Origin of the sequence: Demequina sp. (assembly GCF_016278775.1) — a bacterium.
Taxonomy (GTDB): Bacteria; Actinomycetota; Actinomycetes; order Actinomycetales; family Demequinaceae; genus Demequina.
The window spans coordinates 24,495-38,923 of the sequence record NZ_JADQBF010000095.1; the positions used below are offsets into that span (position 1 = coordinate 24,495).

17 protein-coding genes are annotated in these 14,429 nt (G+C 67.0%); 8 read left to right on the forward strand and 9 right to left on the reverse strand.

Going from position 1 to position 14,429, the window contains the following annotated elements; genetic code table 11:
* Positions 1-69: 69 nt before the first annotated feature.
* Genes recO through QZZ33_RS10810 form a run of 3 tightly spaced genes read left to right on the forward strand, consistent with a single transcriptional unit; the run spans position 70 to position 2,317 of the window.
* Positions 70-816, forward strand: coding sequence for a DNA repair protein RecO (recO, locus tag QZZ33_RS10800; RefSeq protein WP_291380024.1), 747 nt, complete (start codon positions 70-72; stop codon positions 814-816).
* A gap of 55 nt (positions 817-871) precedes the next feature.
* On the forward strand, positions 872-1,549 hold the full coding sequence (locus QZZ33_RS10805) for an HAD family hydrolase (RefSeq protein ID WP_291380025.1): 678 nt from the start codon (positions 872-874) through the stop codon (positions 1,547-1,549).
* A 9-nt stretch (positions 1,550-1,558) separates the two neighbouring features.
* On the forward strand, positions 1,559-2,317 hold the full coding sequence (locus QZZ33_RS10810; RefSeq protein ID WP_291380026.1) for an isoprenyl transferase: 759 nt from the start codon (positions 1,559-1,561) through the stop codon (positions 2,315-2,317).
* Here the strand turns inward: QZZ33_RS10810 and QZZ33_RS10815 are convergent.
* From QZZ33_RS10815 to QZZ33_RS10835, 5 genes are read right to left on the reverse strand one after another with little or no spacing between them, the layout of a single operon-like run.
* Positions 2,268-2,786, reverse strand: coding sequence for a VTT domain-containing protein (locus QZZ33_RS10815; RefSeq protein ID WP_291380027.1), 519 nt, complete (start codon positions 2,784-2,786; stop codon positions 2,268-2,270). The two genes, QZZ33_RS10810 and QZZ33_RS10815, sit on opposite strands and share 50 nt — an antisense overlap.
* On the reverse strand, positions 2,787-3,191 hold the full coding sequence (locus tag QZZ33_RS10820; protein WP_291380028.1) for a Fur family transcriptional regulator: 405 nt from the start codon (positions 3,189-3,191) through the stop codon (positions 2,787-2,789).
* On the reverse strand, positions 3,188-4,030 hold the full coding sequence (locus tag QZZ33_RS10825) for a metal ABC transporter permease (protein WP_291380029.1): 843 nt from the start codon (positions 4,028-4,030) through the stop codon (positions 3,188-3,190). Before QZZ33_RS10825 ends, QZZ33_RS10820 begins: the two co-directional genes overlap by 4 nt.
* Entirely contained in the window at positions 4,027-4,824 is a 798-nt protein-coding gene (locus QZZ33_RS10830; protein ID WP_291380030.1) for an ATP-binding cassette domain-containing protein, read from the reverse strand. Before QZZ33_RS10830 ends, QZZ33_RS10825 begins: the two co-directional genes overlap by 4 nt.
* Complete coding sequence (locus QZZ33_RS10835) at positions 4,817-5,737, reverse strand: metal ABC transporter substrate-binding protein (protein WP_291380031.1); 921 nt, start codon at positions 5,735-5,737, stop codon at positions 4,817-4,819. Before QZZ33_RS10835 ends, QZZ33_RS10830 begins: the two co-directional genes overlap by 8 nt.
* Positions 5,738-5,892: 155 nt before the next feature.
* On the opposite strand from QZZ33_RS10835, the gene QZZ33_RS10840 reads away from it, so the two are divergent.
* The 4 genes from QZZ33_RS10840 (at position 5,893) to dusB (ending at position 10,740) form a co-directional block, all read left to right on the forward strand.
* A complete protein-coding gene (locus tag QZZ33_RS10840; protein ID WP_291380032.1) occupies positions 5,893-7,272 on the forward strand; it encodes a glycine--tRNA ligase in 1,380 nt (459 codons plus the stop codon).
* A 9-nt stretch (positions 7,273-7,281) separates the two neighbouring features.
* Positions 7,282-8,436, forward strand: a complete 1,155-nt coding sequence (locus QZZ33_RS10845) for a YibE/F family protein (protein ID WP_291380033.1) — start codon at positions 7,282-7,284, stop codon at positions 8,434-8,436.
* A 62-nt stretch (positions 8,437-8,498) separates the two neighbouring features.
* On the forward strand, positions 8,499-9,512 hold the full coding sequence (locus QZZ33_RS10850) for a hypothetical protein (RefSeq protein WP_291380034.1): 1,014 nt from the start codon (positions 8,499-8,501) through the stop codon (positions 9,510-9,512).
* A gap of 55 nt (positions 9,513-9,567) precedes the next feature.
* Positions 9,568-10,740 carry a tRNA dihydrouridine synthase DusB gene (dusB, locus tag QZZ33_RS10855; RefSeq protein ID WP_291380035.1) on the forward strand — a complete coding sequence of 391 codons (1,173 nt, stop codon included), beginning with the start codon at positions 9,568-9,570 and terminating at the stop codon, positions 10,738-10,740.
* A gap of 52 nt (positions 10,741-10,792) precedes the next feature.
* Here dusB and QZZ33_RS10860 read toward each other — a convergent pair whose 3' ends face one another.
* Positions 10,793-11,341 carry a DUF559 domain-containing protein gene (locus tag QZZ33_RS10860; RefSeq protein ID WP_291380036.1) on the reverse strand — a complete coding sequence of 183 codons (549 nt, stop codon included), beginning with the start codon at positions 11,339-11,341 and terminating at the stop codon, positions 10,793-10,795.
* A 545-nt stretch (positions 11,342-11,886) separates the two neighbouring features.
* Here QZZ33_RS10860 and QZZ33_RS10865 point away from each other — a divergent pair.
* Positions 11,887-13,164 carry a deoxyguanosinetriphosphate triphosphohydrolase gene (locus QZZ33_RS10865; protein WP_291380037.1) on the forward strand — a complete coding sequence of 426 codons (1,278 nt, stop codon included), beginning with the start codon at positions 11,887-11,889 and terminating at the stop codon, positions 13,162-13,164.
* On the opposite strand, the gene QZZ33_RS10870 is transcribed toward QZZ33_RS10865, so the two are convergent.
* The 3 genes from QZZ33_RS10870 to QZZ33_RS10880 form a co-directional block, all read right to left on the reverse strand.
* A complete protein-coding gene (locus QZZ33_RS10870) occupies positions 13,161-13,559 on the reverse strand; it encodes a hypothetical protein (protein WP_291380038.1) in 399 nt (132 codons plus the stop codon). The genes QZZ33_RS10865 and QZZ33_RS10870 overlap by 4 nt on opposite strands.
* Positions 13,556-13,969, reverse strand: a complete 414-nt coding sequence (locus QZZ33_RS10875; protein ID WP_291380039.1) for a hypothetical protein — start codon at positions 13,967-13,969, stop codon at positions 13,556-13,558. The genes QZZ33_RS10870 and QZZ33_RS10875 overlap by 4 nt, the downstream gene beginning before the upstream one ends.
* A partial coding sequence (locus QZZ33_RS10880) for a hypothetical protein (RefSeq protein WP_291380040.1) occupies positions 13,966-14,429 on the reverse strand: 464 nt, incomplete at its 5' end. The genes QZZ33_RS10875 and QZZ33_RS10880, both read right to left, overlap by 4 nt.

Sequence of the window (14,429 nt, forward strand, 5' to 3'; positions counted from 1 at the left end):
TGTGCTCAACCCCTCCGGTCGCGCGGCGCGGGCACAGGCCAACGTCGGCCGGGCGCGAGACAATGAGACGTGCCCCTGTACCGCGACCACGCCATCGTCCTGAGGACCCACAAGCTGGGCGAGGCCGATCGCATCGTCACGATGCTGACCCGCACCCACGGCAAGGTAAGGGCCGTCGCCAAGGGCGTGCGACGCACCACCAGCAGGATCGGCTCGCGCATGGAGCCGTTCATGCTCGCGGATGTGCAACTGTACGAGGGTCGCAACCTCGACATCGTGAGCCAGGTAGAGACACTCGAGCCATACGCCCGGCGCATCTGCGAGGACTATGGGCTCTTCACCGCTGCGACCGCCATGGTCGAGACGGTCGACGCGCTCGTGGACCACGAGAAGGAACCGGCGCGCGACCACTTCATGCTCTTGCACGGGGGCCTCGGCGCACTGAGCCGCCGCGAACACGATGCGGGCCTGGTGTTGGACTCGTTCCTCTTGCGATCCCTCGCGCTCGCCGGTTACGCGCCCACCTTTGACGAGTGTGCGACGTGTGGCGTCCCTGGGCCGCATCGCGCGTTCGCGGTGGCTGGGGGAGGTGCCACGTGCGAGTCGTGCCGTCAGCCTGGTTCGGCCGCGCCCGCACCGGAGGTGTTCTCGCTGCTGGCGGCCCTCATCGACGGGCGCTGGAGGGAGGCCGATTCCTCAGATTCCAGGCACCGTCGGGAGGCGGCTGGTCTGGTGGCGGCCTACGCCCAGTTCCACATGGAGCGCCGCGTGCGCTCGCTCACGCACGTGGATCGCGGCGACGCGGGCGCGCGCTGAACACATCGACTCCGCCCTAGTCTGGACGGGTTGTCGACTGCAGGGAGGCGATGGCGTGAGCCGCACAGTGATCTTTGACTTCGACGGCACGGTGGCTCTAGGGCACGCCCCCGTCGACGCCTATGTGCGCGAGATTGTCGCGGCCACTGCCGACGCCGGACTTGCCGCCGCGGTGAGCGAGGGGCTCGGAGAGTTCGAGGAGGGGCTTTCGAACGCGATCGACGCCTACGACGTCGTACGGACAGTCGCGTCGGAGCGCGCCATCGACGCCGAGGTGCTGCGAGCCGCGTACCTGCGCAGCCGCGCTCTTCTCGCCACTGCTGAGGTTCCGGTCGAGGCGCCCGAGGGCATCGTGCCCTTTCTGCAGCGGTTGGCCGAAGCGGCTGACCTGGCGCTCGTGACGAACGCACCGTCGACCAGGTTGGCGGAGGCCCTGGCCACGTTGGGCATCGATCAGTTGCTGCCGACGCGCCACACGGAGGCGGCCAAACCCGAGGGTCTCACGGCGATCGTCGCCGACGCCTTGCTGCGGGGCCCCGTGTTGAGCGTCGGCGACATCTACCAAAACGACCTCGCCCCCGCCGCAGCCCTTGGGGCAGACACCGCGCTCGTCGGCCCGCTCTGGAGGTCATTCGCCGCCAGGACGACGATGGCGGCGGCGACCCTCCCAGAGCTGTATCCCCTGATTGAAGCGTGGGCGGGCGTAACGCCGGACGTTCCCGCTGATCGGTAGTCTGGGGCCGTGACCACCAGGCCTTTCCCTCACCCGTCCGGCGCGACGCCGCCACCCTTGCCAGCGTCGGCCGTTCCCGGTCACGTGGCCGTGGTGATGGACGGTAACGGCCGCTGGGCAAAGCAGCGCGGCCTGCCGCGCACGGAGGGCCACACCAGGGGAGAGGCAGCGTTGCTTGACGTGGTCGCCGGCGCCATCGACATCGGCGTCACCCACGTCAGCGCCTACGCGTTCAGTACGGAGAATTGGAAGCGCAGCCCTGACGAGGTGCGCTTTCTGATGGGCTTCAACCGCGACGTGATTCGCCGCAGGCGCGACCAAATGCACGAGTGGGGAGTGCGCGTGCGGTGGGCTGGCAGGCGGCCCAAACTGTGGAAGTCGGTGATCGACGAACTAGAGCGTGCGGAAGAGATGACGCGCAACAACACCGTCATGACCCTCACGATGTGCGTCAACTACGGGGGCCGTGCCGAGATAGCGGACGCAGCCAAGGCCATCGCGCTCAAGGTGAAGGCGGGCGAGCTGGACCCCGCCAAGGTGACGGAACGGACTCTCGCGGCTCACCTGGACGAGCCGGACATGCCAGATGTCGACCTGTTTTGGCGTTCGAGCGGGGAGCAGCGCTCCTCCAACTTCTTGCCGTGGCAGGCGGCGTATGCGGAGTACGTGTTCTCCGACGTGCTGTGGCCCGACGTGAACCGCACCCACCTGTGGGCCGCTATTGAGGAGTACGCACGGAGGAATCGACGGTTCGGCGCCGCCGAGTGAAGGCGAACGCGGCCACCAAGAGTCCCACCACTGCGACAACGCCCACCGCAAGCAGCATGGGTGACTGGGTCCAGGCCTCCACCAGGGAGAACGTGACGAGCGTGTAGAGGGCTCCCCACATGATGCAACCTGGGATCATGGCGACCGTGTAGAGGTCCCACCGCATGCGGATGAAGCCCGCGGTGGCGTTGACCATCGTCTGAAACCCCACCGTGAGGAACGATGCCGGGATTCCCACGAAGCCCCATCGCTCGAGGTAATCGCGCGCCCTGTCGGCGCCGGGTCCCGACAGTCTGCGAGCTATCGACGCCGCGCGCGGACTTGTTGATTGCGCCCTCGACTCGGCGCCATTGCGCGCCCAGCGCCCCAGCCAGTACGTGCCTTGTGCACGGAAGAAGACCACGCAGAGCAGGAAGAGGAATACGGCCCACCAGCCGAGGTCCTCGACAACGCCAGGTATTCCCGGCATCTACCGACCCGCTTTCGCGCAGTCGGAACACACGCCGGTCAGTTCCACCGTGTGGTCGATACGTGAGTAGCCGTGCTCCGCGCCCACGCTGGCCGCCCAGCCTTCGATCGAGGGCATGTCGATGTCTTCTGCCGCCCCGCACGCGCGGCAACGCAAGTGGTGATGGTGCTCCTCGCGTGCCTCACACAGGCGGTAGAGCGTCTCGCCGGTCTCGGTGAGGACGGTGTCGACGTCGCCGGTGTCCGTGAGCGCCTGAAGCGCCCGATACACGGTGGCAAGCCCCGCAGTGGAGCCGTCGTGGCGAAGGCGGTCGTGCCAGTCCTGTGCCGAGCGGAATCCGCCCTGCTTGAGGACGGTGAGCACGGCGGCGCGCTGCTTGGTCATGCGCGGTGGCGCGTCGGTCACGGCGTTCCCCTCACTCGTCGTACTACTCCCGCGCCGATGTTGGTGAGCACGTAGGCCGCCACGCCAAGGACGACGATGAGCGCGCCTGGCTGGAGGTCGTGTTCAAGGGTGATGGCTACTCCGGTGAGAGTGAGGATAGCGCCGATGCCCATGGCAACGTGCATCGTGCGAGAGAAGCGGTGGGTGAATTGCTCCGCAATCGCCACCGGCAGGATCATGAGGGCACTCACCAGCAGCACCCCCACCACGCGCATGGCGACGGTGATGGTGACGGCCGCGAGGATGGCAACCACCATGTTGAGCACCGCGACGGGGAGCCCTGTCGAGCGGGCGAATTCCTGATCATGCGTGACGGCGAACAGCGCCGGCCGGAGGCCAAGCCCCACGATGAGGATCGCGACAGCGAGCCCGCCGGTGAGCCACACATCCACCCATGTCACGGTCGAGATGGATCCGAACAGGTAGCCGAGCAGGTTTGCGTTGGAGCCGCCCGCTAGGCCGATCAGCAACACGCCCGACGCGATCCCGCCGTAGAAGAGGATGGCCATCACCACGTCGGCCGCCGCGCCCTTTGACCTCATGCGCTCGATGGCGACAGCGCCAGCCACGGCGAAGATGATAGCGCCAGGAACGGCGAGCGCGTCGCGCTGGGCCATTCCTGCGGCTGATCCCGCAAGCCACCCCGCCGCCACGCCTGCGAGCGCCACGTGGCCGATGCCGTCGCCGAGCAGTGCCATGCGGCGCTGGACCAGGTAGGTACCGACCACGGGGGACGCGACTCCCACGAGGAGTCCCGCGAGCAGCATGCGTTGCACGAGCGGTTCCATCAGCAGGCTCATTGGGGGCCCTCCAGCCCGAGTCGGGACGTGCTGCGCTGATCTGGCTCCTCGTGGGCGTGTTCATGATCGTGCCCTGGGAGCGCATGGACGCCGAGGTCCTTGGGAGGCTTGCCCACGTAGGTGATGCACCCGTGCTCGATGACGACGGCCTGATCGATGTGCCGTGCGAGGGCGCCGAGCTCATGGAGCACGATGACGATCGCGACCCCGGACTCCTTGAGATGGCCGAGGGCGTGGGCGAAGGCGACTTGCGATTCGAGATCGACGCCTGCCATGGGCTCGTCAAGGATGAGCAACTGCGGGCTGCGCACCAAGGCCCTGGAGATGAGGACGCGTTGTTGCTGGCCGCCGCTGAGGTGGCTCACGTCCCTGTGGGCGAGGTTCTCGACGCCCAGTGTGGCGAGGGCCTTGAGAGCCCTGGTGCTCGCGCCGCGCCCTGGTCGGAGCGTGCGGTGGCCGAGCAGCCCCGAGGTGACGACCTCAAGCGCGGTGGCGGCAAGCCCGCCGGAGGCCGTCATCCGTTGCGGAACGTAGCCGACTCGCGTGCGCGCTTGGGGCGACGCCGGCTCGCCGAAGATCTCCACGGTTCCCGCCGTCGTGGGTACGGCGCCGACGAGCGCCCGCACAAAGGTTGACTTACCGGACCCGTTGCCTCCCATGAGTGCGACGACCTCGCCTGGCGAGGCCTCGATGCCGACTCCATGGAGTATCTCGCTGCCTTGGAGGGACACGCGAACGTCCCGCGCCACCAGGACGGGGCTCGGGACGTTCGGTGGCTTTGCGGGGCTACTCACAGGCGAGAGCCGTCCTGAGAGCGTCGAGGTTCCGAAGCATGACACCACGGTAGTCGTCGCCATCGCCTACGGAAGCAATGGGGTCGAGCACCGCAGTGACCACGCCGGAATCCTGGGCGAGCGCCTCGGCGACCTTGGGGCTGACGAGTTCCTCCGTGAAGACGGTCGTGGCGCCGGTTTCAGCGATGATCCCGTGGATTTCGCGAAGCCGCGCGGGGGACGGCTCGGTGTCGGGTTCCACGCCTGCGATTCCGACCTGCTCAAGGTCATAGGCGTGGGCGAGGTATCCAAAGGCCTCGTGGGCCGTGATGATCACACGGTGCTCGCAGGTTGCGAGGCCAGCGGTGAACTGCTCGTCGAGGTCCCGCAGTTCGTCGGCGAGGGCCGAGGCGTTGGCGGCGTAGTCGGCCGCGTTGGTGGGGTCGAGCGAGGCGAAGCGATCTCCCACGGCGATTGCGTAGTCGGCCAGCAGGGCTGGATCGAGCCAGAAGTGCGGGTCGGTGGAGCCGTGATCGTCCTCTTCGTCTGCGTGCTCCTCTGCGGAGTCGAGCGCGATCACTTCGGCCGCGTCGAGAGCGGTCACGCCCGTGGCTTCGATCGCGTCCTCGACGGCGGGCTGGAACTCATCAATGAAGAGGACCAGGTCGGTATTGCTGAGTTCACGGACAGTGGCGGGCGAGAGTTCGACGCCGTGAGGCTCGACTCCGGGTGGGGTGAGGGAGGTCGCGGCAACGTGATCGCCGCCCACAGCCTCGGCGACGAACTGGAGAGGGTAGAAGGCAGTGGCCACCGTCAACGTGGGTGCGTCGCCGCCGGCAGGGGAATCCGTCGAAGTTCCCGATGTGGAACAGGCGGCCAGCGCGAGTGCGCTTACGGCGCTGACGGTCAGGGTCAATGGGGAGGTCGTCTTCATGTGGCACACGCTATATCTAAGTGATAATCATTGTCAAAGAGGAGACGGGGGCGCGACGCACTGGCCCACGCTTCCCGCCCGCGACCGACCCCGGCGCGGTGCGTGACTAGACTGGGCGAGCACTTCAGGCAACCTTCAACCCAGGAGAGTTACCCATGGCCACGCGCCTCGACGATGTCATTTCCCTTGCCAAGCGACGCGGCTTCGTGTTCCCGTGCGGCGAGATCTACGGGGGCACGCGTTCTGCCTGGGACTATGGGCCACTGGGCGTGGAGCTCAAGGAGAACATCAAGCGTCAGTGGTGGCGCGCGATGGTCACCAGCCGGGATGACATCGTCGGCCTCGACTCCTCGGTGATCCTGCCCCCGCAGGTGTGGGAGGCCTCCGGCCACCTCTCAGCGTTTGTTGACCCGTTGATCGAGTGCCTGAGCTGCCATAAGCGCTACCGCGAGGACCACCTGCTCGAGGAGTTCGAAGAGAAGAAGGGTCGCGCCCCAGAGAACGGGCTCGCCGACATCGCCTGCGCCAACTGCGGGACGCGCGGCCAGTGGACAGAGCCCAAGATGTTCAACGGCTTGCTGCGCACCTACCTGGGCGCGGCGTCGGACGACTCGGGTTTGCACTACCTGCGCCCGGAGACCGCCCAGGGCATCTTCGTGAACTTCGCCAACGTGCTGTCGGCCAGCAGGCAGAAGCCGCCATTCGGCATCGGCCAGATCGGCAAGAGCTTCCGCAACGAGATCACCCCTGGCAACTTCATCTTCCGCACGCGCGAGTTCGAACAAATGGAGATGGAGTTCTTTGTGGTGCCTGGCACCGACGAGGAATGGCACCAGTACTGGATCGACACGCGCATGGAGTGGTACACCGACCTGGGGCTCAGCCCCGAGAACCTGCGCCTGTACGAGCACCCCCAAGAGAAGCTGTCCCACTACTCGAAGCGCACCGTGGACATTGAGTACCGCTTTGGCTTCCAGGGAAGCGAGTTCGGCGAACTCGAGGGCGTCGCGAACCGCACCGACTTCGACCTGAAGACGCACGCCGAGCACTCCGGCAAGGACCTCAGCTACTTCGATCCCGCGACATCGGAACGGTTTGTGCCGTACGTCATCGAGCCTGCGGCCGGCTTGACGCGCTCCTTGATGGCGTTCCTGGTCGAGGCCTATGAAGAGGAGGAGGTGCCGACCGCAAAGGGAGGTACCGAGACCCGCATGGTGCTCCGACTCGACCGCAGGCTCGCCCCGGTCAAGGCCGCAGTGTTGCCGCTGTCCAAGACCGACGCGCTCAGGCCCACCGCACAGAACCTTGCCAAGGAGTTGCGCGGCGCCTGGACCGTCGACTACGACGAAACCCAGAGCATCGGCAAGCGCTACCGACGCCAAGACGAGGTAGGCACGCCGTTCTGCATCACCGTGGACTTCGACACCATCGACGACCAGGCCGTCACGATTCGTGACCGCGACACGATGCAGCAAGAGCGCGTCGCGCTGTCGCAGGTGAAAGGCTTCCTTGCCGAGCGGCTCGTCGGCGCATAGGCGATAGTCGTGGCTGCAGGACACGTCCACGAGGGACCGCCTCCGCGCGCGTCGGAGCGCACCACCACGATCCTCGCGACTCTTGTGGGCGTGGTGCTGTTTGTCACGGCGATGGGTGCCGCCGCGGTGTGGCCCACAGATTTCAGGTACCAAGGCTCGATCAATTCGGCGGCAGAGGGCGCTCGGTGGGTGAGCGCCACGGTCGTAGACGTTGTCGACGACGGCTCAGCCACCGCCATCATCCGGGGCGAGGAGGACGCCGGGCCCATCGACATGGTGACAGTGGGGGACCCCACCATCGTCATCGAGCCCGGCGACAAGGTGCGTGCACTTCAACTTCCTGACGGGACGCTCGGATTCTCCGACTTCGAGCGGGGAACGCCGATGCTCGGGCTGTTCATCGCCTACGCGCTGCTCGTCATCCTGGTGGCACGCTGGCGAGGGCTTGGCTCGCTTCTCGGTTTGGCCCTCGCCTTTGGCGTGGTGGTGTTCTTCACGGTGCCAGCGCTCTTCAACGGGGGCGACCCGCTCGTCGTCGGCCTGGTGACCGGTTCAGGGGCGCTGTTCCTCTTGCTCTATCTTGCGCACGGGCCCAACGCCCGCACGACCACCGCCTATCTCGGCACGCTCGCGGGTCTCGCCGTGACGGCGGTGCTCGCGTGGTGGGCCGTGCGGGCGAGCAACCTCACCGGCCTCTGGTCAGAGGAGGGCGCGCACTACGAGTTCTACACCCGGAATGTGTCGCTCCAGGGCATGGTGCTGTGCGGGATCATCCTGGCGGGACTTGGCGTGCTCAACGACGTGACGGTGACGCAGGCATCGGCGGTATGGGAACTGCGCGCCGCCCGACCGGATCTCGATTGGAAGCAGTTGTTCGTGCGAGGAATGCGCATCGGGCGGGACCACATCGCGTCCACCGTGTACACCATCGCCTTCGTGTACGTGGGAGCCGCTCTGCCCACGATCATGCTGGTGAGCCTCTACGGCACTGGACTGGGGGTCACCCTCACCTCTGCGGAGATCGCAGAGGAGGTGGTGCGCACTCTGGTCGGCTCGATCGGACTGGTGCTCGCCGTGCCGCTGACGACGGCCATTGGCGCGCTGGTGGTGGCCAGTCACGACTCGGTGATCCAGCCGCCCGCGTCGGCGGAGTCGGTCGAGTAGCGAGGTCCTGCGGCCCTGCCGTGGGGTGGCGTCCTTGTGAGTCCACGTCCACAATGGCGATCATGGCCGGAGTGACACTTCCCGACATGGAGGTGACGTGGCGCTGGGTGGAAGCGTCGAAGCATCCCTCAGCGGAACTGCTATTGCGCCGCGCGGGACTCGACGTGCCGTGGGGCGTTGGCGAAGAAGAGGCGAAGGCCGAGTTGACTGCCGAGCCCACCATCGAGCGCTGCTTCGGGGCCCAACGAAATGACGGCTCGTGGGGCCCCGACGTGAGGGTGGCTGCACGCGTCCTGCCCACGCTGTGGGTGCTCAAGGCCCTCATCGAGGCGGGCCTCGACGGGCGGGTTCATCAGGTCGATCGCGGTCTGACATTCCTCCGTGACCACGCCACAACCGATGCTGGATACTTCACGCTCACTGGCACCGATGGGGGCGTGCTGCCGTGCTACGTGGGACTCGTCGCGAGGCTGTTTCGCGACGCCGGTCGGCGCGACATGGTCGGGCCGCAAACGGGGTGGCTGTCGCGCTACCAACAGGTCTCGGTTGCAGGGCAGGCGCGTCGCCACGCCGACGACTGGGGGCACGGCCTCGACAAGCGGTATGGGGGATGCTTCGCGACGACGTCGTGCGTCATCGGGGTCGCGCGGGCGGCCGAGGTGTGGTCGGCCAAGCACAACACGGAGCAACGGCAGGCCTTTGCCGCCGCGAGCGAAGCTCTACACGAGCGATCGCTCGCGTTCGCAAGGAACGGCCAGAGGCTCCTGGAACTGCCGGCGCCGCGCAAGTCCCCAGGTGCGTGGGCGTTGCCAGCGTTTCCGTCCGACTGGCGCGTGGACTTGATCGACGTCATTCATGCGGTGGCTCAAGCCCCCGGCGGCACGGACTCACGGGCCCAGCGCGCCGTCGACACGCTGGTGGCCAGCAGGCTCGAGGACGGCTCGTGGGTACGGGGGTGGCACGTCACGTCGGCGTTCCTCAAGGGGTTCGGTGCTGTTCCCAGGGGTCAGGGGAGTCCCATAGTGACGGCGCGGGCGCTCGTGGCTCTGACGCTCCTTGCGGCCGACGCTGGGTGAGCTCTCCGTCGGCCGCGCGGACGACGCGCTCGCGGGGCCGGGTGACAATAGAGGGGTGACCCCTCCCACGACTGACACGCGACTGCTGCCCCCATTGCGCATCGGGCCGCTGACGGTTGACACTCCCGTGGTGCTGGCGCCGATGGCTGGGATCACCAACGCGGCGTTCCGGCGGCTTTGTCGTGAACACGGCGGGGGACTGTATGTGGCCGAGATGGTGACGTCACGCGCGCTCGTGGAGCGCTCGCCTGAGAGCCTGCGGATCATCGCCCACGACCCGGACGAGAAGCCGCGTTCAGTGCAGGTATACGGAGTAGACCCTGCGACTATCGGCGCGGCGGTGAAGATCCTGGTCGAGGAGGATCGCGCCGACCACATCGACATGAACTTTGGCTGTCCCGTACCCAAAGTGACGCGCAAGGGCGGGGGAGCGGTGCTGCCGTGGAAGCGTGACTTGTTCCGCGACATCGTGCGCGCGGCGGTGCGGGAGGCCTCGAAGCGCGACATCCCGGTCACCGTGAAGATGCGCAAGGGTGTTGACGACGATCACCTCACCTACCTTGACGCGGGTCGCATGGCCGAGCGCGAGGGCGTCGCCGCCGTGGCGCTGCACGCGAGGACCGCGGCCGACTACTACTCGGGCCACGCCGATTGGGAGGCGATCGCGCGCCTCAAGGAGGCGGTAACAAGCGTCCCGGTGCTAGGCAACGGCGACATCTGGGCGGCAGAGGACGCCCTCGCGATGGTGGAGCAGACGGGTTGTGACGGCGTGGTGGTGGGGCGCGGCTGCATGGGCAGGCCGTGGCTGTTCGCCGACCTGCAGGCGGCCTTCGAGGGTCGCGCCGAGCGGGTGCAGCCCGACCTGCGTCACGTGGCTGACACGATCTACCGACACGGCCAACTCATGGTGTCTCACTTCGACGATGACGAGAACCGGGCTATGCGCGAGATTCGCAAGCATATTGCCTGGTATCTCAAGGGGTATCCGGTCGGCGGCGAGGTGCGTCGTCGCCTCGGGCTGGTGGACTCCCTGCCGCAGTTGCGGGGAATTCTTGACGAGATGGACCTCGACTCACCGTTCCCGGGCCCCGATGCAGAGGGCCCGCGCGGCCGTCAGGGCACCGCCCGCAAGCCGGCCTGTCCGGACGGGTGGCTCGACACCCAAGACATCACCCCCGACCTCGAGCGCCGACTGCGCGAGGCTGAACTGTCGGTCTCAGGCGGCTAGCCACCCCCCGGATATGGGTGAGGCGGGCGTTTCGGCACGCCGAGCGCCCGCCTCAACCATATGGGGCGGCGGAACGCGCTCGAATGGCATCGGCAATCATGCGTTGACACCAGCGGGGCCTTCCCATGACGTCCTCGAACGTCAGCCGGATCGTCTGAATACCCACCGATGCCAGGATTGCGTCCCTCTCAAGGTCCCGGCGACGCCTCAAGTCATCGTTGTGACGTCTCTTGCCGTCCGTCTCGATGTCGAGACGCGCGCCCGCGTGGTAGAAATCAGCTTCGAATCTGCGACCGACGGGGCCGATCCGCACGTGACGCGCGATGCCTGCGAAGTCCGGTCCGACGAGCACCGCACGCGCGGCCTGCAACTCGAGGAAGCTATCGATTCCGCCGGCGAGGTCATCGAGCAGCGTTGTGAGCGGCCCACGGCGCTTCAGGGTCGGATAGGAAAGGGTGCGTGCGGCGATCGCCGGTGCGGTGACGAGCTCGCGCCTGACGGACTCGATGACGACGTCGCGGCCGGCTGCTGGTCCCAGCTGCTCCCAGGCCTGGATGGCGACGTCCGTCGGGCCCGCCACCTCGACACCCTGGGCGGTCATGGTCGTCTGCGTGGGTGATCGATGGCGAATCCGCATCCAGGCGGGTCCCCTGATGTGGACGCGTGGCCGCCCAAACACATGCACCACGCGCGTATCCAAAGGCGTAAGTGACGCCAGGAACGCGGCAGTTGATCCGCCGACCACGCCGCGGTCTCCCAACCACAGAGCCGTCGCGTGAGCCCTCACCAACGTGGTCCTAGCGTGGAGCGGCGATGCGTACACGCCCTCGAGCACGCGTATCGCAGCACCCTTCGTAAGGGCGGTCCCCAATGCGCTGGTGCCGTACCGAGTACACAATCTGCCGCGTGTCCACGCATGCGGTGTCTCCTCGAGCGATTGTGCGAGGGCCTGCCACGGCCGCGTGCCGGTCACAGCGACACGGTAGTGATCTCGGCGCAATCGATGTGCAGACCTGTGGACAACTGCTGTCCGGCTGCTGATCGTCAACCCTGGATATGGTTGTGGCGGTCGTTCGGCGTGCCGAAACGACCGCCACAACCATATGTGGGCGGGGCGGGGTGCTAGGGGCGCTATAGCATCGAACAGTGACCGCGTTCCCGCAGGGCTATGGCCCGCTCGACACCGAGAGATTCGTTGACGAGCCGCCCAAGCAGGCGAACAGGACGCCCTTTGAACGGGACAGAGCGCGCATCGTGCACTCGAGCGCACTGCGGCGGCTGGGCGCCAAGACCCAACTGCTCGGCGCCGGCAGCGGTGACTTTGTGCGTACGCGCCTCACACACAGCCTTGAGGTGGCGCAAGTGGGGCGCGGGCTCGGCACACAACTCGGTTGTGATCCAGACGTGGTGGACGCGGCGTGCCTGGCGCACGACCTTGGCCACCCGCCGTTCGGTCACAACGGAGAGCGTGCGCTCGACGAGGCGGCCAAGGATATCGGCGGCTTCGAGGGCAACGCGCAGACTCTGCGGTTGCTCACCCGGCTTGAGCCCAAGTCTGTGCACCCTGTCACCGGCGAGAGCGTCGGCCTCAATCTCACGCGCGCGACCCTGGACGCGAGCATCAAGTATCCGTGGCGCGAGAATGCCACGCCCTTGCGTTCGGACGGCAGGCCAACCCGCAAGTTCGGTGTCTACGACGATGACCTCGAGGTATTCGAGTGGCTGCGCACGGGTGCTCCCGATCGCACACCCAGTTTCGAGGCTCAGGTCATGGACATCGCCGACGACATCGCGTACTCGGTGCACGATGTCGAGGATGCCGTGGTGCACAACGGCGTGGCCCTCAGCAAGCTGAGGGACGACGGCCAGGCACAGGCGGTCGCGGCTCACGTGCGCGAGTGGTACGGGAGGGGAGACGACGCCGCAGTGCTCGACTCGCTCGAGAGGCTGCGCGCCCAACCGTGGTGGATGGACACGTACGACGGCTCGCACCGCGCGTTGGCGAGCCTCAAGGACATGACCAGCCAACTGATCGGGCGGTTCTTGTCGTCCATCGCCGATGCCACTCGCGCCGAGTATGGCGAGGGGCCGTTCACGCGGCACGCGGCACGCCTGGTCATCCCCGAGGAGACGGCCGCCGAGATCCTGCTGCTCAAGGGCGTGGCGGTGCACTTTCTCATGGCTCCGAGGGAGCGCAGGCCCGCCTACAAGGCGCAACGCGAGCGGCTCATCGACCTCGTTGCTGCGCTCTCGGACCGCGGCCCCGATGCGCTCGAGCAGCACTTTGCCGTTTCGTGGCAAGACGCCGCGGACGACGCTGGGCGGCTACGAGTCGCGGTGGACCAGGTGGCCTCCCTCACCGACAAGTCGGCGTACGACTGGCACCACAAGTTCGTGGTGAGGCCCAAGCGCGCCAAGAGTTAGCGTCGGCCGCTGGCTGCTGCCTGGGCGGAGCGGCGCGTGCGAAGCAGCGCCCACAGCGCCAGCACCGGCAGGATGAGCGGCACCCAGCCGTAAGCGGAGCCGTAGCCGGTCCAGACGGTCTCGTCTGGCCACCACGATGACTCGATGTAGCCGAGGGTCCCCACCGCGACGACCCCCGCCAACTCGATGGACGTGCCGACAAGGGCCAGCTGACTGAGCCCCTTGAGCAACGCGACCGCGATGACGGCATACAACACGGCGGACAACGCCGATGCCGAGTAGGCGAGGGGAGCATCGGCGAACTTGGTGGAGATCTGGTAGGAGGACCTGCCGAGCGCCGCGAGGGCCAGCACGGCGTAGGCAACGATCAGGCCGATGCGTGCGAGGGGATTCACAACGCCCCTTCGAAGATCTCTGCCAGGCGCCAGGCCACCACAGCGGCGGCCACGGCAATGATCATGGCGGCCACGGCGTCGACGCGCGCAATCTGGTCCGGCTGAAGCACGGGACGGCTGGGATCCGGATCATCGGCATCGGGCGAACCCAGGCGCCCGATGCCGAGCAACGGAAGCAGCGCCACAGCGGCGAGTCCGTAGCCGATAGTGATCACGATGGGCACGCCGCCAGCGAGGATCGCCGACAACAGCGTCAAGATCTCGACGAGAGTCATGACGTAGAAGCCGGTCACCACCCACTGCAGCGCGCGATGGGCGCGAATCCACGCGAGCGTCACCGCCGCGACCACAAAGAGCACCGCGGTGGAAACCAGCACCGTCGGGTAGACGGCGTTGAGGTACGCGGTCACTGTTGCTGAGCGAGCTGCACGCGCATGGGAAGGCGTGCCTCCTCTTTGCCGTCCACTGACACGACCCACGAGAACTTCTTGGCCTCGCTGAACCGCATCCCGTCGATGGCAAACGCGAAGCAAGCCACCTGTTCGTCGCCGTCCACCAGCATCGGCGGCCTGCCAAGAGTGAACTCCCCGCCGAGAGCCTGAACCGGCTCCGGCTTGCCGTCTTCCCCCATGCGCGCGCCCACGGGGTACGGCTTGCCGTCCTCCGTGACGAGGCGCAACTCGAAGCGGTGAGAGACGTTCGTGTCAGTGAAGGGGACATGCACGACCGCGGCCACCGCGAGTCGGCGGTGCACGGCTGGGAAGGAGCGCACAAAGACCGTGTTCCACCCCGCACCCAGGGAGTAGATCTTGTTATTGACCACCTCTGCCGAATCGGCAAGGAAGGCATCGACCCTCACGCTGATCTCCT

What these genes read in the sequence shown, in the direction of transcription:
- QZZ33_RS10815 (WP_291380027.1), bottom strand. Translation starts at nt 2,786, where the DNA reads ATGCCGGGAATACCTGGCGTTGTCGAGGACCTCGGCTGGTGGGCCGTA.
- QZZ33_RS10825 (WP_291380029.1), bottom strand. Translation starts at nt 4,030, where the DNA reads ATGAGCCTGCTGATGGAACCGCTCGTGCAACGCATGCTGCTCGCGGGA.
- QZZ33_RS10835 (WP_291380031.1), bottom strand. Translation starts at nt 5,737, where the DNA reads ATGAAGACGACCTCCCCATTGACCCTGACCGTCAGCGCCGTAAGCGCA.
- QZZ33_RS10840 (WP_291380032.1), top strand. Translation starts at nt 5,893, where the DNA reads ATGGCCACGCGCCTCGACGATGTCATTTCCCTTGCCAAGCGACGCGGC.
- QZZ33_RS10850 (WP_291380034.1), top strand. Translation starts at nt 8,499, where the DNA reads ATGGCCGGAGTGACACTTCCCGACATGGAGGTGACGTGGCGCTGGGTG.
- QZZ33_RS10860 (WP_291380036.1), bottom strand. Translation starts at nt 11,341, where the DNA reads ATGACCGCCCAGGGTGTCGAGGTGGCGGGCCCGACGGACGTCGCCATC.